The sequence below is a fragment of the Micromonospora sp. DH14 genome, from assembly GCF_029809455.1.
GTDB classification, from domain to species: domain Bacteria; phylum Actinomycetota; class Actinomycetes; order Mycobacteriales; family Micromonosporaceae; genus Micromonospora; species Micromonospora parva.
On the sequence record NZ_JARVKT010000005.1, the window covers coordinates 32,987 to 56,648 of the forward strand.

A 23,662-nucleotide genomic window follows, 5' to 3' on the forward strand; every position below is an offset into this window, starting at 1 on the left:
GCGCGCGATGGAGGCACGATGAAACCTCCCGTCCCCCACCGCCGGTGGGCCCTGGCCGCCGCCACCGCGCTGGCCCTGGCCGTCGGCGGCCTCGCCATTCCGGTCACCGACGCGGCCGAAGCCGCCCCCGTCGGCGCCGGCAGCTACACCACCACCCCGGTCGGCCCGCTGCCCAGCGGCTGCGGCGCGATGTCCAGCAACCCCCGGCAGTTCGCCACCGCCAACGCGCCGTCCGGGCCGATACCCACCAACGACTGGTGGTCCTCGCTGCTGTGGAAGCGCACCGACTGTTCCTTCAGCGAGCCGCTGCACGCCCACCCGATCTCGTACGACACCTTCGGCGACGGGCTCGGCTTCTCCGCCAACTCCACGCCCGCGATCAGCGGCACCGCCACCGGCGTCGGCGAGTACCACTACCCGTACGTGCAGGACATCCGGGTCGGTGTGGCCGGGCTCGCCGCGCCACTGGTCAAGGTCGACGGCTGGACGGACTGGACGGTCAGCCCGCACTGGAGCGACGGCACGCGCACCATGCGCGCGACCATCGGCCACGGCCTGCCCTTCGCCTACTTCCAGACCACCGGCGGAAACGCGCAGATCAGCACGGCCGGCACCCCCGACGTCTGGTCAAACAGCGGCGCCACCATCGGCTTCCGGGTCAACGGCCACGACTACGTCGGGTTCGCGCCCAGCGGCGCCAGCTGGACAGTGGCGTCCGGCCAGATCTCATCCACGCTGGCCGGTCGCGGCTACTTCTCGGTCGCCCTCCTGCCGCCGACGTCGAGCACCACCGAGCGCGCCAGCCTGGCCGCCACCTACGGCCAGTACGCGCACGCCCACGTCACCGGCACCCAGGTGTCGTACGCGTACAACCCGGCGACCAGCGGCCTGACCACCACGTACGCGTTCACCACGACCGCCCGGGAGGGCACCGCCACGCAGACCGTGGTCAGCCTCTACCCGCACCAGTGGAAGTCGCTGAGCGGGTCCCCCGCGATCACGCCGACCTACCCGTCGGCGCGGGGCCGGATGAAGGTGCTCACCGGCGTCAACCAGTTCCGCACCGCCATGAAGTTCCAGGGCATCCTGCCGGAGTTGCCGGCCGTCGGTGACGGCAGCGGTGCCGACCTGTCGACGCTCACCGGGCACCTGGCCGCCACCCGCGCCAACCCGATGGACCAACGCGGCAACGACACCTACTGGACCGGCAAGGGGCTCGGCCGGGCCGCCCGGATCGCCGAGATCGCCGACCAGGTCAACGACATCACGACGCGCGACAGCGCGCTGAACGCGATCCGCAGCACGCTCACCAACTGGTTCACCGCGTCCAGCGGCAAGACCAGCCGGGTCTTCTACTACGACAACAACTGGGGCACCCTGATCGGGTACCCGGCGTCGTACGGCTCCGACCAGGAGCTCAACGACCACCACTTCCACTACGGCTACTACATCGCCGCCGCCGCGACCCTGGCGAAGTTCGACCCGGCCTGGGCGGCCACCAGCCGTTACGGCGGCATGGTCGACCTGCTGATCCGGGACGCCAACAACTACCGCCGCGGCGACACCCAGTTCCCGTACCTGCGGGACTTCGACATCTACGCCGGTCACGACTGGGCGTCCGGGCACGGTTCCTTCGGCTCCGGCAACAACCAGGAGTCCTCGTCGGAGGGGATGAACTTCGCCAGCGCGCTGATCCAGTGGGGGCAGACGACCGGCAACACCGCCGTCCGGGACGCGGGCGTCTTCCTCTACACCACGCAGGCCGCGGCCATCCAGGAGTACTGGTTCGACGTCAGCGACCAGAACTTCCCCAGCGCGTTCGGTCATTCGACGGTCGGCATGGTCTGGGGCGACGGCGGCGCGTACGCCACCTGGTTCAGCGCCGAGCCGGAAATGATCCAGGGCATCAACCTGCTCCCGGTCACCGGCGGCCACCTCTACCTGGGCAACAACCCGGCGTACGTGCGGACCAACTACGCCGAACTGGTCCGCAACAACGGCGGACAACCGACGGTGTGGCAGGACATCCTCTGGCAGTTCCAGGCCCTCGGGGACGCCGACGCGGCGCTGGCGAACCTGCGCGCGAACCCCGGCTACACCCCGGAGGAGGGCGAGAGCCGGGCACACACCTTCCACTGGATCCGCAACCTCGCCGCCCTCGGCACCGTCGACACGACGGTGACCGGCAACCATCCGCTGTCGGCGGTCTTCTCCCGCAACGGGGCCCGCACCTACGTGGCGTCGAACCCGACGGCGACACCGATCACCGTGACGTTCTCCAACGGCACCGCCCTCACCGTGGGGGCCGGCAAGACGGCAACCACCGGGGCGTACACCTGGAGTGGTGGCAACGCGGCCGGTGGCGTACCCCCGACGACGCCGACCGATCCCCCGCCGACGACGACCCCGCCGCCGTCCACCGGCGGGCCGACGCGGTACCTGCTGCCAGGTGGTGGGTTGGGCGGCGCCGGTAGCGCGGCCACGACGACGGTCGCGGCCGCGAACGGAAACCACGACGGTACGCCCACCAACGCCCAGGTCTTCACGGCGACCGGTCTCAACCTGGCCTACACCGGCGGGCAGACGGCGTTCGACCTGTTCGTGGACGCCGGGACGGCGGTCGGCAACGGCGTGCAGGTGCGGATCTCCTACGACCTCACCGGCAACGGCAGCTGGGAGCGGGTGGAGACGTCACGCTACTTCGCCACCGACCCGGTTCCCGGCTACGAGCACTACACCCAGAACGCCGGCCTCGCCTCGGCCACCGGCACGTTGGGCACGCTGAGCAACGGCACGGTCCGGGTGGAGGTGTGGTCGGCGATCGGCAACAACCCGAGCACCGTGGGCATCGGCAACCAGTCGGTGCTGCGGCTTCCGTACTCCTGATCGATCTGTTCGTCCCGACACGACGTCGGCCGGTGCGCAGGACCAGGATCGGTCCCGCGCACCGGCCGACGGGTGCGGTCAGTCAGTCAGTCTCAGGACGCGGCGCAGGTGGGCGTCATGCCGGCCCCACTGCCGTTGCCCTGGAAGCCGAACTCGGTGACCTGGCCCGCGCCGAGCCGGCCGTTGTAGTCCACGTTGGCGAACCGCACCGTGCCGGTGGAACCACTGGCCGTCGCGCTCCAGGTGTTGGTGACACTCGCGCCACTCGGAAGCGTGAGGCTGACGTTCCAGCCGCTGGTCCCGGCGGAGCCGGCGGTGACCTTCACGGTGGCCACGAATCCACCGGTCCACGAGTTCAGCGACACCGACGCCGAGCATCCCCCGGTCCCCGGCGGCGGGGTGGTGGGCGGGTCGGTGGGCGGCGGGTCCGTGGGCGGCGGGGTCGTGGGCGGCGGCGTCGTCGGGATGCCGGTCCCGGCGTTGAGGGCGTTCAGGACGTTGGTGTACGCGGCCTTCTTGTTGCCGTTGCAGTCGAACAGCAGGGCGTTGTCGGAGCCGCGCCACGAATCGCAGTCCCGCACCCCCCAGACCGTGATGCCGGTGCAGCGTGAGACGTTCATGCAGGCGCGGGTGACAGCGCCGAAGATGTTGGCCTGGTTGCCACCGGTCATCACGTCCAACTCGGTGATCTGCACGTCCACACCGAGATCAGCGAAACGCTGCAGGTTGGCCTGGTAGTCACCAGCCAGCGAGGTCCCCAGGTGCGACTGGAACCCCACACAGTCGATCGGCACACCACGGGACTTGAAGTCCCGCACCATGTTGTAGATCCCCGTCGACTTCGCGTTGATCCCGTCGGTGTTGTAGTCGTTGTAACACAACTTCGCACCCGGATCCGCCGCCCGCGCCGCCCGGAACGCCGCCTCGATCCAGTCGTTGCCGGTGCGCTGCAGGTTCGAGTCCCGCCGCCCACCGGAACCACCGTCGGCGAACGCCTCGTTCACCACGTCCCACGAGTGAATCTTGCCGCGGAAGTGCGTCGCCACCTGCGTGACGTGGTTGATCGCCGCGTTGCGCAACGCGCTGCCCGACATCCCCTGCGCCCAGCCCGGCTGCTGCTGGTGCCACAGCAGGGCGTGGCCCCGCACGCTCATCCCGTTGGCCTGGGCGTGACTGACCAGGCGATCACCACCGGTGTAGCTGAACCGACCCTGCTGCGGCTCGGTGGCATCCCACTTCATCTCGTTCTCGGCCACGACACTGTTGAACTCACGGTTCAGGATCGTCGTGTAGACGCTGGTGGACAGCTTGCCCGTCGCGACAGCGGCCCCGAAGTAGCGGCCCTTCTCCGCCGCCGAGGCCCCCAGGGTCGTGCCGGCGCTGGCCGTGGAGGTCAGTGCCACCGTCATCCCGGCGGCGAGAACGCCGGTGACTGCGATGGTCACCGCCGCTCGCAGGGCTCTTCTGTGATTCATCCCGGATTCCTTCTCTGTGGTGGTGCGGTGATGGAAGCGCAGCGCCCGAATCTGCTCATGCGACATCGGGGACGACAGCAGCGGTCGCCGTCGCGGAAGCACTGCGGGGAATCCTGAACCGACGTCCGGCATGCCCTGGGCGGACGTCGCGTTCCGAGGGGCCACAGCAGGTTCGCCCGGTGAACCACAGGTGCGGCCGCCCTCAACCATCGACTGTGAGCGATCACATGCCGTTCGTCAAGTCGTAACCGGCCGGGCCGAGGCCCGGTCACCGCAGTCGGGCCGGCGGGGCGACCCGGCGTGCTGCCGGAGCCGCAGGAACACGGCTCCGGCAGCGCCGGTCACTGGAACGAGGCGTCGTCGACGAGGAAGCTGTCGGTGCCCTGCGCCGTCTCCACGTAGAAGGTGGCATTGGACAGCGTGCCGCTCCACGACACGGTCGTGGTGCCCGTGAGCAGCGTCCAGCCGTTGACGGTCACCCCCACCGCCGGGGTCAACTGGAGGTAGCTCGTCGTGCCGCCGGCCGTCAGTGACAGCGTCGCCTTCGCCGACGGGGTGCCGCTCTGTGCGCGTACCCAGACGTTGGTGGTGTAGCTCTTGCCGTTGGTGAGCCGGGCGGTCACGTCCTGACCGGGGCCGTTCCACGCGCCGGTGCGGCCGGTGATCGACAGCGAGCCGCCACCGCCGTGCGCGACGGTGGTGTTCCGGGCGAGCGTCCCGCTGCCGTGCACACCCCAGCCCGTCGTGCCGTTCTCCACGTCTCCGTTGGTGAGCAGGTTGGCGCTACCGGCGGTGCCGCTGAACTGCCACCAGTTGATGTTGAAGAGGTTGCCGCTGCCGCCGGCGAAGCGGAGATAGAGGTCGTGGGTGCCGGTGGCTCCGTTGACCGTGCAGGTGGTGGTGGTCCAGGTTTGCCAGCCGCCGGTGCCGCCGACGGTGCAGGTGCCGACGGTCGGGCCGGTGGCGCTGTCGAGGCGTACCTCGATCCGGCCGCCGCTGGCACCCGAGGCGACCCGGGCGCTGAACGATGTCGCGCCCGCGCCGAACGCGACGCCCTTGACTTTGATGTAGTCGCCGTTCTCGATCCAGCCGACGTTCATCCCGCCCTCGCTGGACGCCTCGGTCTCGATCCCCGAACCCCAGGCGATCGTCTCGGCCTCCTGGCGCACGTACGGGTTCAACGTCCCGATCTGCGGCGCTCCCGTGGTGGTCATGTTGATCGTCGGGAAGGTGCCGTTGCTGTTGTAGGTGAACTTCTCCACCGCGACCGACCGGGTGAAACCGCCGCCGCCGGGCAGGGCCCCGTTGTGGTAGAAGAAGTACGACCCGCCCTGGAAATCGATCACCCCGGCGTGGTTGGTGAAACTCGCCCCCTGCCTCGGCATGATCGTTCCCCGGTACGTCCACGGCCCGGTCGGCCCGGTCGCCGTGGAGTACGCGATGAACTCCGAGCAACACTCCGCCGCGAACACGTTGTAGTACAGGCCGTTGCGCTTGAACACCCACGGCCCCTCCTCATACAACGTCGGCCGACTCGCGTTCCCGGTACGGGTACCGAACCCCGCCGTCGTCAACGGAATCCGGGTGGCGCTGCCGGAGAACGAGATCATGTCCGGGTTCAGCTTGACGTACCACAACCCCGGGTTGCCCCAGTACAGATACGCCTGCCCGTCGTCGTCGATGAACGCGTGCGGATCAATCTCACCATTGCCGACCAGGGGTCGGCCGATGGCGTCGCGGAACGGCCCGGTCGGGCTGTCCGCCACCGCCACCCCGATGACCATCTGCCCGTTCGAGCGCTGACGCACCGGCACGTACCAGTAGAACTTCCCGTTACGCGCGATGACCTGCCCGGCCCACGCGTTGGCGTCCGCCCACGCGAACGTCGCCAAATTCATCGGCACGCCATGATCGGTCCAGTTCACCATGTCCGCGGACGAGAACACCCGCCACTCCCGCATGGTGAAGTAGGTGGACCCGTCCTCGTCATGACCGGTGTAGAGATACACCCGACCGTCATGCACCAACGGCGCCGGATCAGCGGTGTAAATATGCTGGACGATGGGATTGTCCGCCCTGGCTGCCCCCGGGACCAGCGCGAGGACGCAGGCCATGCTCGCCAGCCAGGCGATGGCGCGCCTGGCCCGGGTGGTGGTTCGATCTTGCACCTTCACGATTACTCCCACAGAGAGTGTGCCGTGCGTGATGTCCGCCTCGACGCGCCACCGCTGTCCTGGCTGCCACCCGAACGGACTCTGTTGTCCGCACGCCGAGCAGCACGACCGGCGGCCGTGTTAGCGTTAACAGCTGCTGTCGGACGCCTCCCTCCCCGTCTGACCTGGATTTTTGCGATACGCGGGATGACCGTCGTAACCACATCGCAGCATTGATGTATCGACGTCGACATCCAAGATTTACGATGCACCGTACTGAGCGACACGGCGGGCGTCAACGGGCGGACGCCGGCTCTTCGTCCATCGTCATCCGTCACACAGGGTCACGTTCTGCTGGCCCGGAGCCCGGCCGGTGTCCGTTTCGGACCTTTGCGGCCACCCAGCCCGACAGACCCGGGCCAGGTCGCCGCGCGGACGGGCCGGCGAGGCGATCCGGGGGTTGCGGGCATGTTAACGACGAACTATGTTAGCGATCACATCGATGTGTCGCGATAAGCGTCAGGGGTGGGCACCCGGCGTCCACAGCGACAGCGTCCCCACCACCCGCACCGCACCCGTCGTCGGCAGTTCACCGCCGACGACCCCGCCGCCGTCGGTGGCGGCCCCGACGTACCGGTTACCTGGAGGTCCCCATGCCACCCCCGCCCCTCAGCCGCCGCCACCTGCTTCAGGCCGCCGGAGCCACAGTGGTGCTCTCCGCGACCGGCGCCGCCGTCGCGCCCGGGAGCGCGTCCGCCGCCATCGTGCCCCCGGCCCGCTCCGACATCGGCGTTTCGGCGTACCCGTTCGACCCAGGTCAGGTACGACTCACCGCAGGCCGGTGGATGGACAACCAGAACCGCACGCTCAACTACCTCCGGTTCGTCGACGTCGACCGGATGCTCTACAACTTCCGGGCCAACCACCGGCTGTCCACCAACGGCGCCGCCACCAACGGTGGCTGGGACGCGCCGAACTTCCCGTTCCGGACCCACATGCAGGGGCACTTCCTGAGCGCCTGGGCGTACGCGTACGCGGTGCTGGGCGACACCACCTGCCGGGACAAGGCCAACTACATGGTGGCCGAGCTGGCCAAGTGCCAGGCCAACAACTCCGCCGCCGGGTTCGGCGCGGGTTACCTCTCCGGCTTCCCGGAGTCCGACTTCACCGCGCTCGAGGCCCGGACGCTGTCCAACGGCAACGTGCCGTACTACTGCATCCACAAGACCCTCGCCGGGCTGCTCGACGTCTGGCGCTACACCGGCAACACCCAGGCCCGCACCGTGCTGCTGGCCCTCGCCGGCTGGGTCGACAGCCGCACGAGCCGACTCAGCTCCAGCCAGATGCAGTCGATGCTGGGCACCGAGTTCGGTGGCATGAACGACGTACTCACCGACATCTACCAGCAGACCGGCGACTCGCGCTGGCTCGCCACCGCCCAGCGCTTCGACCACGCCGCCGTGTTCAATCCCCTCGCGGCCAACCAGGACCAGCTCAACGGGTTGCACGCCAACACGCAGGTGCCCAAGTGGATCGGCGCGGCCCGCGAGTACAAGGCCACCGGGACCACCCGGTACCGGGACATCGCCAGCAACGCGTGGAACATCACCGTGGGCGCGCACACCTACGCCATCGGCGGCAACAGCCAGGCGGAGCACTTCCGGGCGCCGAACGCGATCGCCGGTTACCTCAGCAACGACACCTGCGAGCAGTGCAACACGTTCAACATGCTCAAGCTGACCAGGGAGTTGTGGCTACTCGACCCGAACCGGACCGACTACTTCGACTTCTACGAGCGCGCCCTGATCAACCACCTGATCGGCGGGCAGAACCCGGCCGACAGCCACGGCCACATCACCTACTTCACCCCGCTGCGACCGGGCGGGCGTCGCGGGGTTGGCCCAGCCTGGGGCGGCGGCACCTGGAGCACCGACTACAACTCGTTCTGGTGCTGTCAGGGCACCGGCCTGGAGATCAACACCAGGTTGATGGACTCCATCTACTTCTACAACGGCACCACACTGAGCGTGAACCTGTTCGCGCCGTCGGTGCTGAACTGGACGCAGCGCGGCATCACCGTCACCCAGAGCACCAGCTACCCGGTCAGCGACAGCAGCACCCTGACCCTGTCCGGGACGATGAGCGGCTCGTGGAGCATCCGGGTGCGGATCCCGTCCTGGACCAGCGGCGCGACGATCGCCGTCAACGGCACCGTGCAGAACATCGCCACCAACCCCGGCAGCTACGCCACCGTCACCCGCACCTGGGCCGCCGGTGACACCCTCACCGTGCGACTGCCGATGCAGGTCGTCATGCGGGCCGCCAACGACAACGCCTCGGTCGCCGCCGCCACGTACGGCCCGACCGTGCTCGCCGGCAACTACGGCAACACCGCGCTCAGCGCCCTGCCCGCACTGACCGTCTCCTCGATCGCGCGTACCAGCACCAGTTCGCTCGCGTTCACCGCCAGCGCCAACGGGTCCACCGTGAACCTCGCCCCGTTCTACGACGCCCACGGCTACAACTACACGGTCTACTGGAACACCAACGGCGGCGGCAGCACCGGTGGCAGCTACCGCCTGGTGAACGTCGGCACCGGCCTGGTCCTCGGCGTGCAGAACATGTCCACCGCCGACGGCGGGCTGGCCGTGCAGTGGGGCGACAGCGGCACCGCCGACCACAACTGGGTGATGGTGACCGACGGCAACGCGGTGCGGTTCCGCAACGTCCACAGCGGCAAGGTCCTGGGCGTGGAGAACATGTCCACCGCGGACAACGCCCGGGTCCTGCAGTGGGCCGACAACGGCACCGCCGACCACCGGTGGATCCTCGTGGACAACGGCGACGGCTCCTACAAGATCCGCAACGTCAACAGCAACAAGCTGCTGGGAATCCTGAACGGGTCGACCGCCTGGGGAGCGCAGGCCGTGCAGGACTCCGACAACGGCAGCGCGGACAACCGGTGGAGGCTCGTCCGCAACGCCTGACATCCGCCCCACCCCCGGGCTCACCGGCGCGGTCACCCGAAGGCCGCGCCGGTGACGCCGGGCGGGCACCCGGCAGCGGCCGTACAGTGGGGAGGGTCCTGGCCCCAGTGAACGTGGCGGACGTGTCGGCCCGTGCCGCTTCCGCCCGGAAGGAGCACAGTGAACCGCCCCCTGCGCACCACACTCGTCGGCGCGTTGACCGCCGTCATGCTGGCCACCGTCGCCGTCGCGCCGGCGCAGGCGCACAGCGCCGGGCGGCCACCGGCCGTCCTCGCCCTCCCCGACGGGTTCCAGCCCGAGGGCATCGCCACCGCCGGCCGGTACGCCTACTTCGGCTCCCGCGCGACCGGCGCCATCCAACGCGTCGACCTGGTCACCGGCCGGAGCACGACGATCGCCGCGGCCACCGGCACCCCGTCGCTCGGTCTCAAGGTCGACCCCCGTGGCCGGCTGCTCGTCTCCGGCGGCACGGCCGGCGACGCCCGCGTGCTCGACACCCGCACCGGCGAGGTGCTGGCCCGCTACCAGCTCGCCACCGCCCCGACGTTCGTCAACGACGTCATCCTGACCCGCGAGGCCGCGTACTTCACCGACTCGAACCGGCCGGTGCTCTACCGGCTGCCGTTCGGTGCCGGTGGGGCGCTGCCGCCCGCCGACGCCGTCACCACGATCACCCTGACCGGCGCGTACGAGCAGGTCGGCACCGGCGTCAACCTCAACGGCATCACCACCACACCGGACGGCCGGGCGCTGATCGTCGTCCAGTCCAGCACCGGCACGCTGTACCGGGTCGACAAGGCGACCGGCGCGAGCACCGTCGTGGACGTGCCGGGGCACACCTTCACCAACGGTGATGGCCTGTTGCTGCTCGGCCGCACCCTCTACGTCGTGCAGAACCGCCTCAACCTGATCGCTGTGGTCCGGCTGAACCACGCCGGCACCGCCGGAACGCTCACCGGCACCATCACCGACCCGAACTTCGACGTGCCCACCACCGTCGCCGCGGCGTTGGGCCGGCTCTACCTGCCCAACGCCCGGTTCACCACACCACCGACCGCCACCACGCCGTACACGGCCGTCGCGGTCCGCGCCCGCTGAGCGACCCGAGGGGGTACGCGCCACGCGGGTGCCCCCTCGGCCCGCCGCTCTGGATCTCCATTGCCGGTGCACCGCCAGTAGGATCACTGGCACCTCGGCGATGACTGTTCGCCTCGTGCATCCCGGAGTCCGTGTGGCCGCCCGTCCGAACCGTTTCCTGCGCCGAGCCCTGGCCGTGGGCTGCCTTCTCGCCGTCGCCGCGCTGCCGACCGCGGCGCCGGCCGCACGACCGACCGCACTGCGCGCCGCACCGGCCGACGCCCCGCAGGTTACCGTGCTGCGGATGCTGCAGATGAACCTCTGCAACAGTGGCCGCGCCGGTTGCTACACCGGCCGGGCGCTGGCCAGGGCCACCGAGGTGATCACCGCCGAGGCGCCCGACCTGGTCACCCTCAACGAGATCTGCGCGAACGACCTTGCCGTCCTGCGCCGCGTGTTCCAGACCGTCCACCCCGGCCGGACCGTCGTGGCCGCGTTCCAGGCCGCCGGTGACCGTCCGAGCGGCGACGACACCCGCTGCCGCAACGGCCAACGATTCGGCATCGGGCTGCTGACCCACGCGCGGGCAGCGGCCAGCCCGGGGACCGTGTACGCCGGGACCCATCCGACGCAGGACCTCGCGGACCCCGAGGAACGGGCCTGGCTCTGCGTCGACGCCGACGGCGCCCTGCTCGTCTGCACCACGCACCTGTCTGCCACCGGTTACCGCGTCGCGCTCAGCCAGTGCGACCACCTGCTCGGCACCATCCTGCCGATCATCAGCCGCAACGCCGGGTACGAGCCCATCGTGCTGGGCGGCGACCTCAACCTGCGCGCCGGCCACGACCCCGACGTGCGGTCATGCACACCGCCGGGCCACCAGCGGATCGACGACGGCCGACTGCAACACATCGTGGCGACGACCGACATCACGCTCTGCTGCCGCGCACTGGTCCCCATGCGAGGGGCGACCGACCACCCCGGGCTGCTGACCACTCTCAGCATCGGCGGCAGCCGATCCAGCCGTTCGCCGACCTGACCCCCGGGATGCCGACCCCTCACCGGGCCGACAGCAGGATGACGTGCAACCGACGCGGGCCGTGCACCCCTTCCACCCGGACGAGCTCGATGTCGCTGGTGGCCGACGGGCCGCTGATCCAGGTCAGCGGCAGGTGTGGGGTCAACCGGGCGAGGGCCTCGGGGACGGTGGCCACCACGTGGTCGGCCCGGACCACGCACACGTGCCGGTCCGGCAGCAGGCTGAGCACCCGTCGACCCTGGTCGGGTGAGCCGTCGAGGACAACCGTGCCGGTCTGGGCCACGGCGAGGGCCGCGCCGGTGACGACGGCGTCCGCGGCCCCGATCCGCGCGTCATCGAGGCCGTCGTCGCGCAGCACGGTCACCGTCGGCGGCAGCCAGACCGGCGGCACACCCGGGGGTACGACGACAGTGGCGCCCGCCGGCACGATGTCGGCGATCGTGTCGGCGACAGCGGTCTCGGCCACCCGGTGCACGTGGGCCCGGTAGTCGGTCAACCGGTCCACCAACTGGTCAAGATCGAGCATGCCCGTGTGCCGGTAGTCCCTCGGCACCTCGGCCGGTGTGTGTGGGCCGCCGGCGAGCGCGGCCCGTAACCGGCCGAGGACGAGGTCCCGCGACGTCATCGCTTCGCCCACCAGTCGCGGAAGGTCTGCGCCGGTGGTTCCGGCAGGTCGCGGCTGCCGGTCCAGTCGCTCAGCGGCGGCGGCAGGCCCCGTCCGTGCGGGCCGGCGAGTCGGCTCAGCCGGGTGGCGCGCTGCGCGGCCTCGTACCACCGGGGATGGTCCATCGCGTACGCGGCGGCGGCCATCGCGATCGACTCCGCGGTGGGTCGACGTCGCGATTCGACGACCTCGGTACGCAGGTGCACAAGCAACTCCGGAATGTTGATCTTCACCGGGCAGGCGTCGTAGCACGCGCCGCACAGCGTCGACGCGTACGGCAGGGACGCGTTGTCGTCGATGCCGGTGAGCTGGGGCGACAGCACCGCCCCGATGGGCCCCGGATAGACCGACCCGTACGCGTGCCCGCCGGCACGCTCGTACACCGGACACACGTTGAGGCAGGCCGAGCAACGGATGCACCGCAGCGCCTGCCGGCCGACCTCGTCGGCGAGCACCGCGCTGCGCCCGTTGTCCAGCAGGACCAGATGGAACGCCTGCGGCCCGTCGCCGGGGGTGACCCCGGTCCACATGGACGTGTACGGGTTCATCCGCTCCCCCGTCGAGGCCCTCGGCAGCAACTGCAGGAACACCTCCAGGTCCCGCCAGGTCGGCACGACCTTCTCCACGCCCATAAGGGTGATCAACGTGTGCGGCAGGGTCAGGCACATCCGACCGTTGCCCTCGGACTCCACCACGGCCAGGGTGCCGGTCTCGGCGACAGCGAAGTTCGCGCCGGACACCGCCACCGGCGTACTCAGGAACGTCTCCCGGAGGTAGCGGCGTGCGGCGGCGGCCAGCTCCGCCGGGTCGGCGGTCAGCGCCGGGTCGACGCCGGGCATCTCGCGGAGAAAGATCTCCCGGACCTCCGCCCGGTTGCGGTGGATCGCGGGGACCAGGAGGTGGCTGGGACGGTCGTCGCCGAGCTGCACGATCAGCTCCGCGAGGTCCGTCTCGACCGCGGTGACGCCGGCCGCGTGCAGCGCCTCGTTGAGGCCGGTCTCCTGGGTCGCCATCGACTTGACCTTGATGACGCGGTCCGCGCCGGCCGCCCGGACGAGGTCGGTGACGATCCGGTTGGCCTCCACCGCGTCAGCCGCCCAGTGCACCACGCCACCGGCCTCGGTGACCTTTGCTTCGAGTTGTTCCAGCAGCTCCGGCAGGCGGTTCATGGCGTCGGCCTTGATCGCCGCGCCGGCCGAGCGCAACTGCTCCCAGTCCGGCACCTCGGCGATGACGCCTTCCGACTTGGCCCGGATCGTCGTCGTGGCGTGCCGCAGATTGCGGCGCAGCTGTGGGTCGCCGAGGCTACGACGCGCGGCCGCGGGGAACGTCTCCTCGCCGCGCAGCTGTCCCACCCCGGGTGGGGCGAACGCTGGCATGCCGAGGAAGGTCGGACGCGTCACGGTCGCACCGCCGATCGATCCGAGACGCTGGCGGTCGCGTTCGACTCGGTCGACGCCAGGATCTCCGCGAGGTGCACGCTGCGGACGCCGGTCCGCAGCCGGGACAGACCACCGCCGATGTGCATGAGACACGAGGAGTCGCTGGCGACGCACACGTCGGCGCCGGTGGAGAGCACGTGGCGCATCTTGTCCGCCAGCATGGCGGTGGAGGTGTCCGCGTTCTTCAGCGCGAACGTGCCGCCGAACCCGCAACACTGCTCCGCGGCCGGCAACTCGACCAGGTCGAGGCCACGCACCTCGCGCAGCAACCGTCGCGGCCGGTCCCCCAACCGCAGCATCCGCAACGAGTGACAGGTCGGATGGTAGGTGACCCGGTGCGGGTAGTACGCCCCCACGTCGGTCACCCCGAGCACGTCGACGAGCAGCTCCGACAACTCGTACGTCCGGGCCGCCACCGACTCGGCCCGAGCGGCCAACGACGCGTCGCCCGCCCGTCGGGCCACCGACGGGTGCTGATGCCGCACCGCCCCCACGCAGGAGCCCGACGGCGCGACGATCATGTCGTACGGGTCGAAGACCCGCACATGTCGGCGTACCAACGGCACCGCCTCGGACTGGTAGCCGGTGTTGACGTGCATCTGCCCGCAGCAGGTCTGGTCCACCGGGAAGACCACCTCGTGGCCGAGGCGCTCCAGCAACCGCACCGTCGCCGTCGCCGCCTGCGGGAACAGGGTGTCGGCCAGGCAGGTCACGAACAGCGCGATCCGCACGTCACGCCTCCTCCCGTCGGGCGGCAGCCCGCAGCACCGCCGGCGTCTCGTTCGGCACTGGCGTCATGGCCGGACCCGCAGGTGGGTGATGCCACCATCGACGTCCAGCACCGTGCCCGTGGTGGATCCCGATCGCGGTGACGCGAGGTAGACGATCGCGTTCGCGACCTCCTCCGGCGTCACCAGTCGTCCGATCGGTTGCCGGGCCCGCAGCGCGGCGCGCTCGGCGGCCGGATCCTCAGCCCGCGCCAGCAGGCGGCCCACCCACGGCGTGTCGGCCGTGCCGGGGCACACGCAGTTGACCCGGACCCCCTCACGGACGTGGTCGGTGGCCATGGCGAGGGTCAGCGACAGCACCGCGCCCTTGCTGGCCGAGTAGAGTGCCCGATCGGGCAGACCGTTGAGCGCGGCGATCGACGAGATGTTGACCACCGACGCGGCATCCGAGCGGCGCAGCCACGGCAGGGCGGTGCTGACGACTCGTGCCATGCCGACCACGTTGATGTCGAGCACGCGGTGCCACTCGTCGTCACCGTGGTCGGCGACGGTTCCGGTCGCCCCGACCCCCGCGTTGTTGACCACCACGTCGATGCCGCCGAGCGCGGCGGCGGCCGTGGCGACCGCCTGCTCGACCGACGGGCGGCTGGCCACGTCGGCGACGACGCCGACCACGTCGTCCGGCAGGCCACTCGGGTCGAGGTCCAGGACCGCCACCCGGGCGCCCCTCGCCCGCAACTCCAGGGCGGTGGCGTGACCGATGCCGGACGCTCCCCCGGTGACGATCGCGGCCAGCCCGGCGAACTCCGCGGTCATGCCGCCACCATCGTCTGGCGGGCCCGTCCCAGACCGGCGACCTCCACCTCCACCACGTCACCCACGCGCAGGTAGGGCTGGTCCGGACGGCCGAGCGCCACCCCCGCCGGCGTGCCCGTGTTGATGACGTCACCGGGGTACAGGACCATGAACTGGCTGAGGTACCACAGGACATACGAGACCGGAAAGATCATGTCCTTGGTGGACCCGTCCTGGCGGAGGACCCCGTTGACCCAGAGCCGCAGCGACATCGACTGCGGGTCGCCGACCTCGTCCGCCGGGACGAGGCTCGGCCCCAGCGGATTGAACGTCTCGCAGCTCTTGCCCTTGTCCCACTGCCCCCCGCGCTCAAGCTGGAATCCGCGCTCGGAGACGTCGTGCGACACCGCGTACCCCGCGACGTGTCGCAGGGCCTGCTCCGGCGAGTCCGCGTAGCGGACGGTCGTGCCGATGACGACCGCGAGTTCGACCTCCCAGTCGGTCTGGGTGGAGCCGCGTGGAACGTACACGTCGTCGAACGGCCCGACCATGGTCATCGGGTCCTTCATGAAGACCACCGGCTCGGCGGGGAGCTGCGCCCCCGTCTCCGCCGCGTGGTCACGGTAGTTGAGTCCAATGCAGACGATCTTGTTGGGACGCGCGACCGGGGCGCCCACCCGCAGCGCGCGGGCGTCGGGCACCTCCACCAGCTCACCGCGTTCGAGCGCGGCCCGGGTACGCCCGATCCCGTCCGACGCCCAGAAGGCCCCGTCCAGGTCGGCGGTGAGCGTACGCAGGTCGAAGGTCGTACCGTCGTGCTGGACGACCGGGATCTCCCGGCCGGGCGGGCCGAGACGCTGGAAGTTCATCTCCATCTCCTCTGTGTTCGGGTTGACCCACACCGGTCACCCACGGTTCACCTGCCGCACGGATCGCCAGAGCGCGGTGAGGTCGCGCCGGCGGGCGGCGAAGGCGTGCACGGTCCCCGCGATCTGCTCCGGCGACTCCGCCCCGACCACCACTGACGAGACGACGTCGCTGTCGGCCGCGAAGGCCAGCGCGGCCTCGGGCAGGCTGACCCCGTGGCCCAGCGCGGCGGTCTCGATGTCGCGAGCGCGGGCGACGACGTCGGGCGGGGCGGCAACGTACTCGAAGTGCGTTCCCGCCGTGGGTGCCGGCGCCGCGAGCACCCCGCTGTTGAACACGCCCGCGTTCAACACCGACACCCCCCGCTCCCGGCACAGCGGGATGAGTTCGGTGAGCGCGCTCGCGTCGAGCAACGTCAGTCGACCGGCCACCATCACCGCGTCGATGTCGGTCTCCCGGACGAACCGGATCAGGCTCGGCAGGTCCCGGGTGCCGACCCCGACCGCCCCGATCTCGCCGCGTGCGCGCAGCTCGGCGAGCACCGGGAACGCTTCGTCGACGGCCTGGTCGAGGTGGGCCTCGGGGTCGTGCACGAGCGCCACGTCGATCCGGTCGACGCCGAGCCGCTGCCGGGACTCGTCGAGAGATCGCCGGACGGCGTCGGCGCTGAAGCCCCAGCGGCGTTCCCGCTCGCCGTCGGTACTCTCGACGATCAGGCGACCCACCTTGGTGCTGATCGTGAACGCTTCCCGCGGCTGGCCGGCGAGCGCGACGCCGAGACGCTCTTCGGCCGCACCGAGCCCGTAGTGCGGCGCCGTGTCGAAGTAGCGGACGCCCGCCTCCCACGCCGCCGCCACGGTCATGTCGGCCGTTCGCTGGTCCATCGGCGCGTAGAGCCCGCCGAGCTGCGCGGTGCCGAGACCCAACTCGGTGACCACGACGGTGGAGCGTCCCACCGCGTTCGCCCTCACCGCAGTGTCCCGTACACCCGGGCGGCGGTGCCGCCGAGCACCGCGGCACGCTCGGCAGGTGTCCAGCCGGCGAGCAGCCGGTCGAGGCGGGCCCGCTCGCCCCGGTAGTCGTCGCGCAGCAGCAACACCGGCCAGTCCGAGCCCCAGAGCAGCCGGTCCGCCCCGAGGACAGCGCGCGCGTCGCCGGCCAGGGTGACCGCGGTCCGCTCGTCGGTACCGAGGCTCGACAGCTTGGCGACGGCGAGCGGCGCGCGGGCGAGCTGCGTGAGCGCCCGCCGCCAGGCGGCGAGGTCCGTCCCTGGCCGGGCGGCGTTCGCCAGGTGGTCGACGACGACCGGGAGGCTCGGGCACCGCTGCGCGAGGGCGGCGGCCTCCGGCAGCTGCTCCGGGGAGATCAGCAGCTCGAGCAGCAGCCCGGCCCGCTGCACCGCGGCGAGGCCCACCGCGACGGCCGACGTCGACCACCAGGAGTCGGGAGCGCCGACAAGCGACTGCCGCACACCGCGCAGAAGAGTGCCGCCGGGACCGGCACGCAACGCGGCGAGCCGGGTGCCGACGTCGGGCGCGGTGAGGTCGACCCCGGCCACCACGGCGGCGACCCGTGGATCGTCCGCCGCGCCCGCCAGCAGCCGCTGCGCCGCGCAGTCGCGCTCGTCGGCGGCGACGAGCACCACGTGTCGCACCCCGGCGAGGACCAGCTCGGGCGCGAGGTCGCCCAGCCCGAACGCGCGACGGATCGGTCGCGCGGCCGGCGCCGCGAGCCACGCCGCGTCCAGCAATTCCTCGCCCCAGACGTGCACGTGGGCGTCGATCGTGGACGCCACGTCAGGTGAGCGGCTGGCGGCCGGCGTCACGCCAGGCCTCGTACTCGGCGCGGCTGTCCGGGCTCAGCGGGTAGTAGTCCGACAGACGGGCGCCCTGTTCGAGGCGCATCCGGCTGAACTCCTCCCAGTTCTCGTGGTCCTCGGCGGACTGGACCAGCTCCAGCGCCCTGCCGGCGGGCACGATGACCGCGCCGTCGTCGTCCGCCACGACCACGTCGCCCGGCAGACAGAGCACCCCGCCGGCGGCGACCGGCACGTCGTACGCCCACGGGAACAGGTCGGTCTGCGAGGCGTAGTGCGGGGTCGTGCCGGTGCACCAGATGGGCACCCCGAGTTCCCGCACCCGGGCGGCGTCCCGGATACGCCCGTCGACGACGATGCCGGCGCCGCCGCGGCGCTTGAAGTAGCGCACCAGCATGTCGCCGAAGCAGCCGGTGAACGAGCTGCCGTACGCCTGCACGACGAGGACGTCACCCTCCTGCACGGTTTCCAGCACCGCCCACAGCGCGGTGTGCCGTTCGATGTACTCCTGGCTGAGCCCGCTGGCGACGTCCTCGCGCTGGGGCATGAACTGCAGGGTCAACGCCGAGCCGACCACTCGGCTGCCGCGCTCCAGCGGCGCCGGTCCCTGCACGGCGGTACGGGTGATGCCGAGGCCGTTGAGCTTCGCGCACGCGGTGGCGGCGCTCACCACCTCCATCCGGCGCAGGACGTCGGGGTCGGCCCGGTCGAAGGCCCCGCCGCGGACGGGCAGCGGCCAGACGGTCGCCGGAGATTCGAGGGCGGCGGTGTTCATGGGTGTTCCTCCTGGGTGGTGCCGTGGACGACGTGCTGGTGGGCGGCGCGGTACGCGCGCCGCTGGATGTCGAGGTCGAGGGTGATGCGGGTTCGGGCGGGCAGCAGGACCTCCACGCGGCTGCCGCCGACGATGGTGCGGTGGGGCACGGTGCGCACCGGTGGGACGTCGTAACGCCGGGGGTCGCCCGGATAGCCGGGGTTCGCGACGTCGTGACCGACGGCCACGATCTCGTCCTCGCCGAAGGCGCCGGCCTGCACCACGGCGAGTTGCTCGTGGTCGCCGGTGTTGACCAGCTCGACGACCACGCGACGTTCCTCGACGGCGGTGACCAGGGCGGCGACGTCGGCCGGCAGGCCGGGGCGGCCGAGCCGCCCGTCGCCGACCAGCACCCGGGCGAGTGGCAGTCCGCCGTAGTAGATCGCCGGCGGCGCCCCGGTGACGAGGTGACTCAACACCTCGGTGACCACCGGGTTGAGCCGTTGCCAGAAGTGGATGTCACCGTCTTCCGGCTCGTCCGGCGCCGCATCGATCAGGGCCATCCGCCGCAGTGTCTGCGCCAGTGCCAGTTCCAACGCCCGTTCGGGGTAGTCCGGGTTGCGGCCGGCGAGGTAGCCGATCCACGGGGCCTCGTGGCCCTGTTCCTCCTTGTCGTGGAACCAGCGCACCTTCTCCCAGTCGGTGTCGGAGGCGGCACGCAGCCGCTCGATGTGCGGGTCAGTGGCGATGTCGCCGCGCGTCCAGGCCCGCCACAGCAGCGGTGCCAGCGGTACGGGGTGCCGGTCGAACCAGCCCTGCGGCCCGCGCCGGTAGGGCACCAGCAGTTCCCGGGTGGATTCGTCCGCGCCGAGCCGCTCGGCCCAGCCCGGACCGAGGCTCCCCCGCTCCGCGATCCTGTCGGCGACCTGCCCCTCGGCGAGGACGGCGTCGAGGGTGCCGTCCACCAGGTCGAGTCGGTCGACGTGGCCGGTGAGCAGCACCGCGTTGAGCGCGGCGACGGTGGCGGCCGGCAGGATCGAGTGCAGCCCGTGCGGCCAGGTCCAGCCGTAGTGCCCGCCGTACCAGGCGCCGCCGTGCAGCTCGCCGACCTGCCCGGACGGTCCGACGTTGTCGGGCAGCACGCCACCGTTCGCGGCGGCGCGCTCCCGCCAGGCGTCGACGTACTCCAGCACCCAGGCGGCGAGGCGCTCATCGTGGTCGTAGAGCCAGGCGTTCACCGCGAGGGTCGTCGCGGCGAGGTTGACCGCGGTGTCGCCCCGACCCATCCGCTGCTGCATCGCCTGGCCCATCGCCCGTGCCGCGGCCGGGTCACCCAGGTCCTCCCAGGAGTCGATGCCCGGTATGTCGAGCAGCGGCAACCCGTAGATCCGCATGCCGGGCTGGTCGGCGCGGTAGTCCGCCCACTCCTCACCGACGCCCCAGCGCGGGCCGCCGGCCCCGGTGTGCGGGGCGACGATCGTGCGGGTCACGGGGTCGTAGTTGTCCGAGCCGGGCAGGTACAGCTCGGCGAAGCGCCGCGCCCGCGCCCGGAAGGCGGCGTCGGCCGGGTCGGCGGCGCAGATCCCGAGCAGGAACGGCAGGGATTCGCCCTGGTGGAACCAGTCGTAGCCGACCTCGTACTCGTCGCGTAGGAAGCCGACCTCGGTGAGTTGCCGGGTCACGCCCTCCCAGTGCCGTTTGGCCGCGGTGAGCAGATCGGCCGATCCGCCGAGCCGATACAGTGTCGGCCAGTTGAAGAACGGTTCGTAGAAGTCGTCCACGCCATCACGGCCGACCATTTGCCCGTGATAGCGCAGCCGGCCGTCGGGCTCGCAGAAGCGGCGCTCGAACTCCCGCCACCCGCGGTCGAGCCGCCGGAGCAGCTCGCGTTCGAGCAGCGCCCAGCGCGGCAGTTCGCGCAACGCGACGGCGGCTTTGATCCGGGGTGTCATCCCTTGACCGCCCCCGAGGTGAGGCCGCCGATGATGCGTTTCTGCAGCAGCACGTAGAACACGACCACCGGCGCGACGGCGAGCAGCATGTTCGCGTACACGACGGTGAAGTCGGTGGAGTACTTGCTGACGGCCGCGAAGACCCCGGTCGTCACCGTGTAGACCCCGGAGCCGGGTCCGAGGATGAGTCGCGGGCTGACGAAGTCCGACCACACCCCGACGGCGTTCAGCACGACCGCGGTGGCGACGGCGGGGCGCAGCAGCGGAAAGATCACCCGCCAGAACGTGCCGATCTTGGAGGCGCCGTCGATCCGGGCCGCCTCGTCCAACTCGCGCGGAATGCTCTGCACCAGCGTGGTGAACAGGAACAGCGTGGTGGGGATGGTGAGCGCGGTCTGGAAGAGCACGAGCCCGGGAACGGTGCCCATCAGGCCGACCGTCTTCAACACGTAGATGACCGGGATGACGATGGCCTGGGTCGGGATGAACAGTCCGGCGAGCATGACCAGCAGGACCACCCGGTGCCCCCGGCGGACACCCCGACCGATCGCGTACGCGGCCGGACCGGTCAGCAGGATCGACAGGACGTTCACGGCGACGACCAGCAGCGCGGTCGTGCCGTACGCCTCGATGACGTTGAAGGTCGACGAGGTGGCGGCGGCGTACAGGTTGTCAAGGGTGAAACCCTCGGTGGGTACCCCGAACGGGGACCCGACGATGTCCTCCTGCGACTTGAACGCGTTCGTCATGAGCAGGTACAGCGGCCCCAGCATGGCCAGGGCGACCAGGACCAGCGCCGTGGCACGGGCGAACCGGGCGACTCTCATGCGGCCACCGCCCGTTCGCTACGACGACGCGCTTGGGTGAGCGCGACGGTCACCGTGATGATCGCGACCATGAGGACGACGGACTGGGCGGCGCCGTACCCGAGCTGCGACCGGCTGAACGAGGTGGTGAGGATGCTGAACACCACGGTCTGCGTCGACCCCGCCGGGCCGCCAGCGGTCAGCGCGAGCACCAGCTCGTAGACCCGCAGCAGACCGATCGCGGCCAGCACCACGTTGAGGGTCACGGTGGGCGCGAGCACCGGAAGCTTGACCCGCCAGAAGGTCTGCCACGGCCCCGCGCCGTCGACGGTCGCCGCCTCGGTGAGCGAGGCGTCGAGGGTCTGCAGCCCGGCGAGGTACAGCACGACGTTCACGCCGAAGCTCGCCCAGATGACGACCGCGATGGTCGTCACCGTCGCCCAGGTGGGATCGGCGAGGAACGGCAACCCGCCCGCGCCGGAGTTGCGCAGCAGCGCGTTCACCGCACCGTTGGTGCCGAGGATCGACGCCCAGAGGAAACCGAGGATGATCGGGCCGATCACGTACGGCGAGAAGACCAGCACCCGCATCACCGTGTTGATCCGCGAGTTGCCGTTGAGCAACAGCGCGATCCCCAGGCCGAGGACGTTGCAGGCGAGGGTGCCGACCAGGGCGATGACGGCCGTGAGGCCGGCTGCCCGGAGCACGTCGGGGTCCTGGACGAGGCGCTCGTAGTTGCGGGTCCCGACCCAGGACGCGGGCATGGTGAACCCGTCCCAGTTGGTGAAGCTCAGGTAGACGGCGATCCCGATGGGGACGAGCACGAACATCACGACGAGCGCGAGCGCCGGGCTGATCATTACCGCGTCGGTCAGCAGGTCGAGGCGGCCGGCGCGGCGTCGACCGCGGGGCCGTGCCGGCGGGACGGCGGTGGCCGCCCCGCCGGTGACGGGGATGGTGTCACTGGTTGGCATTCAACTTCCACCACGAGTCGAGGGCCGCCGCCGCGTCGGCGGGGGTGCTGCGCACGTACAGCGCTTGGACCTGCTTGTTCAGTTCGTCGCCGAACCCGCCGGGGATGCCGGCGCCGGAGGTGCCGAGGACGAGCCCCGGTGCCGAGTCGAGGATCGCCGCTACCGACTTGTTCAGCGGGCTGGCCTCGTAGGCGACGCCCTGGCGGAAGTTGCCCTCGGAGGCGAGCGAGGTGGCGATGGCGGTCTTGTCGCTGACCAGGTACTTCACCAGGTCGAGCGCGAGCTGCCGGTTCTTCGAGCCCTGCAGGATCGAGTACGGCTGGGCGGGCCCGCTGAGCTGCCCGACCGGGCTGCCGTCGAGCGACGGGGTCGGGAAGACACCGACGTCGAACTTCTTCGTCGCCTCGTCGATTGACGGGACGATCCAGTTGCCGATGACGTAGGTCGCGGCCTTGCCCGAGGTGAAGGCGTCGATGGAGTCCTGGTACTTGAGGCCCAGCGCGTTGCGGTCGACCAGGCCCTCGGCGATCCAGGTGGCGTAGGCGTCGAGGTAACGCTGGTAGGCGCTTCCCGCAAAGGTGGCCGAGCCCTTCGTGCGGTCGGCGTAGAAGTTCCCGGACTTCAGCAACTCGGGGTTCGCCAGCATGGCGAACTGCGCCCCGGTGACCCACTCACCGGCGGTCTGCAACGGCAGATATCCGGCGCCCTTGAGCTTGCGCAGGGCGGCGGTGAAGTCGTCGAGACCGGTCGGCATCTTGTCGATGCCGGCGGCGGCGAAGGCCGCCTTGTTGTAGAACACCAGCGACTGGATCTGGGCGCCGGTCGCGACCTGCCAGATCTTCCCGTCGACCCGGTTCTGCTGGGCGAGCGGCGTGTCGAGGACCCAGCTCTCCTCGGGGAGCCCGAGCAGTTGCGGCGCGACGACGGGGTCCAGGTTGCTCGCGACGATGTCGGGGACGTCGCCGGAGGCCAGCTCCTGCTGCAACGTGGCCTGCACGTTCTCGGCGCTGGGCACCTCGATGGTGACGGTGACGCCGTCCTGGGTGGCGACCCAGGGCTGGACGAGCTTCTCGTAGTACTCCTTGGTGAGCACGGGGGTGATGTTGGCGAGGATGCGGAGTTCCTTCTTCCCCGATCCTGCGTCGTCCGCTCCGCACCCGGTCAGGAGACCGGCCGTGAGCGCCGAAGTGACGAGAATCGCGGCGAGGCCGCGCGCGCGGTAGCGCATGAATACTCCTTGGCTGAGA

Annotated in this window: 19 protein-coding genes; 4 read left to right on the forward strand and 15 right to left on the reverse strand. The window is 70.8% G+C overall.

Annotation, left to right across the window (positions count from 1 at the left end; genetic code table 11):
• The first annotated feature begins 18 nt into the window (after nt 1-18).
• Nucleotides 19-2,886 carry a glycosyl hydrolase gene (locus QCZ28_RS09040; protein WP_279516165.1) on the forward strand — a complete coding sequence of 956 codons (2,868 nt, stop codon included), beginning with the start codon at nt 19-21 and terminating at the stop codon, nt 2,884-2,886.
• A gap of 92 nt (nt 2,887-2,978) precedes the next feature.
• Here QCZ28_RS09040 and QCZ28_RS09045 read toward each other — a convergent pair whose 3' ends face one another.
• The 3 genes from QCZ28_RS09045 to QCZ28_RS09055 all read right to left on the reverse strand — a co-directional run bounded on the left by QCZ28_RS09045 (nt 2,979) and on the right by QCZ28_RS09055 (nt 7,174).
• Nucleotides 2,979-4,361, reverse strand: coding sequence for an endo-1,4-beta-xylanase (locus QCZ28_RS09045; protein WP_279516166.1), 1,383 nt, complete (start codon nt 4,359-4,361; stop codon nt 2,979-2,981).
• Between the two features lie 341 nt (nt 4,362-4,702).
• Nucleotides 4,703-6,475: a family 43 glycosylhydrolase gene (locus tag QCZ28_RS09050; protein WP_279516386.1), complete on the reverse strand. Its 1,773-nt coding sequence runs from the start codon at nt 6,473-6,475 to the stop codon at nt 4,703-4,705.
• A 558-nt stretch (nt 6,476-7,033) separates the two neighbouring features.
• Entirely contained in the window at nt 7,034-7,174 is a 141-nt protein-coding gene (locus tag QCZ28_RS09055; protein WP_279516167.1) for a hypothetical protein, read from the reverse strand.
• Here QCZ28_RS09055 and QCZ28_RS09060 point away from each other — a divergent pair.
• The 3 genes from QCZ28_RS09060 to QCZ28_RS09070 all read left to right on the forward strand — a co-directional run bounded on the left by QCZ28_RS09060 (nt 7,168) and on the right by QCZ28_RS09070 (nt 11,617).
• On the forward strand, nt 7,168-9,501 hold the full coding sequence (locus QCZ28_RS09060; protein WP_279516168.1) for a beta-L-arabinofuranosidase domain-containing protein: 2,334 nt from the start codon (nt 7,168-7,170) through the stop codon (nt 9,499-9,501). The two genes, QCZ28_RS09055 and QCZ28_RS09060, sit on opposite strands and share 7 nt — an antisense overlap.
• 159 nt (nt 9,502-9,660) lie before the next feature.
• Entirely contained in the window at nt 9,661-10,599 is a 939-nt protein-coding gene (locus tag QCZ28_RS09065; RefSeq protein WP_279516169.1) for a superoxide dismutase, read from the forward strand.
• A gap of 133 nt (nt 10,600-10,732) precedes the next feature.
• Complete coding sequence (locus QCZ28_RS09070) at nt 10,733-11,617, forward strand: endonuclease/exonuclease/phosphatase family protein (RefSeq protein ID WP_279516170.1); 885 nt, start codon at nt 10,733-10,735, stop codon at nt 11,615-11,617.
• A 19-nt stretch (nt 11,618-11,636) separates the two neighbouring features.
• Here the strand turns inward: QCZ28_RS09070 and QCZ28_RS09075 are convergent, their stop codons facing one another.
• From QCZ28_RS09075 to QCZ28_RS09130, 12 genes are all read right to left on the reverse strand, one after another.
• On the reverse strand, nt 11,637-12,242 hold the full coding sequence (locus QCZ28_RS09075) for an LUD domain-containing protein (RefSeq protein ID WP_279516171.1): 606 nt from the start codon (nt 12,240-12,242) through the stop codon (nt 11,637-11,639).
• Nucleotides 12,239-13,660, reverse strand: coding sequence for a LutB/LldF family L-lactate oxidation iron-sulfur protein (locus tag QCZ28_RS09080; protein WP_279516387.1), 1,422 nt, complete (start codon nt 13,658-13,660; stop codon nt 12,239-12,241). The genes QCZ28_RS09075 and QCZ28_RS09080 overlap by 4 nt, the downstream gene beginning before the upstream one ends.
• A 20-nt stretch (nt 13,661-13,680) precedes the next feature.
• On the reverse strand, nt 13,681-14,454 hold the full coding sequence (locus QCZ28_RS09085) for a (Fe-S)-binding protein (RefSeq protein WP_279516172.1): 774 nt from the start codon (nt 14,452-14,454) through the stop codon (nt 13,681-13,683).
• A gap of 63 nt (nt 14,455-14,517) precedes the next feature.
• Nucleotides 14,518-15,267, reverse strand: coding sequence for an SDR family NAD(P)-dependent oxidoreductase (locus QCZ28_RS09090; protein WP_279516173.1), 750 nt, complete (start codon nt 15,265-15,267; stop codon nt 14,518-14,520).
• A complete protein-coding gene (locus tag QCZ28_RS09095) occupies nt 15,264-16,115 on the reverse strand; it encodes a fumarylacetoacetate hydrolase family protein (protein WP_279516174.1) in 852 nt (283 codons plus the stop codon). Before QCZ28_RS09095 ends, QCZ28_RS09090 begins: the two co-directional genes overlap by 4 nt.
• Before the next feature lie 36 nt (nt 16,116-16,151).
• Nucleotides 16,152-17,069 (reverse strand): aldo/keto reductase, encoded by a 918-nt coding sequence (locus tag QCZ28_RS09100; protein ID WP_279516175.1) that lies wholly within the window; start codon nt 17,067-17,069, stop codon nt 16,152-16,154.
• Between the two features lie 11 nt (nt 17,070-17,080).
• A complete protein-coding gene (locus QCZ28_RS09105) occupies nt 17,081-17,938 on the reverse strand; it encodes an amidohydrolase family protein (RefSeq protein WP_279516176.1) in 858 nt (285 codons plus the stop codon).
• Entirely contained in the window at nt 17,910-18,704 is a 795-nt protein-coding gene (locus QCZ28_RS09110; RefSeq protein WP_279516177.1) for a hypothetical protein, read from the reverse strand. Before QCZ28_RS09110 ends, QCZ28_RS09105 begins: the two co-directional genes overlap by 29 nt.
• A complete protein-coding gene (locus QCZ28_RS09115) occupies nt 18,701-20,635 on the reverse strand; it encodes a hypothetical protein (RefSeq protein WP_279516178.1) in 1,935 nt (644 codons plus the stop codon). Before QCZ28_RS09115 ends, QCZ28_RS09110 begins: the two co-directional genes overlap by 4 nt.
• Nucleotides 20,632-21,462: a carbohydrate ABC transporter permease gene (locus QCZ28_RS09120; protein WP_279516179.1), complete on the reverse strand. Its 831-nt coding sequence runs from the start codon at nt 21,460-21,462 to the stop codon at nt 20,632-20,634. Before QCZ28_RS09120 ends, QCZ28_RS09115 begins: the two co-directional genes overlap by 4 nt.
• Nucleotides 21,459-22,415, reverse strand: a complete 957-nt coding sequence (locus tag QCZ28_RS09125; RefSeq protein ID WP_279516180.1) for a sugar ABC transporter permease — start codon at nt 22,413-22,415, stop codon at nt 21,459-21,461. Before QCZ28_RS09125 ends, QCZ28_RS09120 begins: the two co-directional genes overlap by 4 nt.
• Nucleotides 22,402-23,643, reverse strand: a complete 1,242-nt coding sequence (locus QCZ28_RS09130; RefSeq protein WP_279516181.1) for an extracellular solute-binding protein — start codon at nt 23,641-23,643, stop codon at nt 22,402-22,404. Before QCZ28_RS09130 ends, QCZ28_RS09125 begins: the two co-directional genes overlap by 14 nt.
• Nucleotides 23,644-23,662: the final 19 nt, after the last annotated feature.

Coding starts and splice junctions, on each gene's coding strand:
- QCZ28_RS09040 (WP_279516165.1), top strand. CDS start 19: ATGAAACCTCCCGTCCCCCACCGCCGGTGGGCCCTGGCCGCCGCCACC.
- QCZ28_RS09045 (WP_279516166.1), bottom strand. CDS start 4,361: ATGAATCACAGAAGAGCCCTGCGAGCGGCGGTGACCATCGCAGTCACC.
- QCZ28_RS09050 (WP_279516386.1), bottom strand. CDS start 6,475: ATGGCCTGCGTCCTCGCGCTGGTCCCGGGGGCAGCCAGGGCGGACAAT.
- QCZ28_RS09060 (WP_279516168.1), top strand. CDS start 7,168: ATGCCACCCCCGCCCCTCAGCCGCCGCCACCTGCTTCAGGCCGCCGGA.
- QCZ28_RS09075 (WP_279516171.1), bottom strand. CDS start 12,242: ATGACGTCGCGGGACCTCGTCCTCGGCCGGTTACGGGCCGCGCTCGCC.
- QCZ28_RS09080 (WP_279516387.1), bottom strand. CDS start 13,660: ATGCCAGCGTTCGCCCCACCCGGGGTGGGACAGCTGCGCGGCGAGGAG.
- QCZ28_RS09090 (WP_279516173.1), bottom strand. CDS start 15,267: ATGACCGCGGAGTTCGCCGGGCTGGCCGCGATCGTCACCGGGGGAGCG.
- QCZ28_RS09095 (WP_279516174.1), bottom strand. CDS start 16,115: ATGAACTTCCAGCGTCTCGGCCCGCCCGGCCGGGAGATCCCGGTCGTC.
- QCZ28_RS09110 (WP_279516177.1), bottom strand. CDS start 18,704: ATGAACACCGCCGCCCTCGAATCTCCGGCGACCGTCTGGCCGCTGCCC.
- QCZ28_RS09115 (WP_279516178.1), bottom strand. CDS start 20,635: ATGACACCCCGGATCAAAGCCGCCGTCGCGTTGCGCGAACTGCCGCGC.
- QCZ28_RS09120 (WP_279516179.1), bottom strand. CDS start 21,462: ATGAGAGTCGCCCGGTTCGCCCGTGCCACGGCGCTGGTCCTGGTCGCC.
- QCZ28_RS09125 (WP_279516180.1), bottom strand. CDS start 22,415: ATGCCAACCAGTGACACCATCCCCGTCACCGGCGGGGCGGCCACCGCC.
- QCZ28_RS09130 (WP_279516181.1), bottom strand. CDS start 23,643: ATGCGCTACCGCGCGCGCGGCCTCGCCGCGATTCTCGTCACTTCGGCG.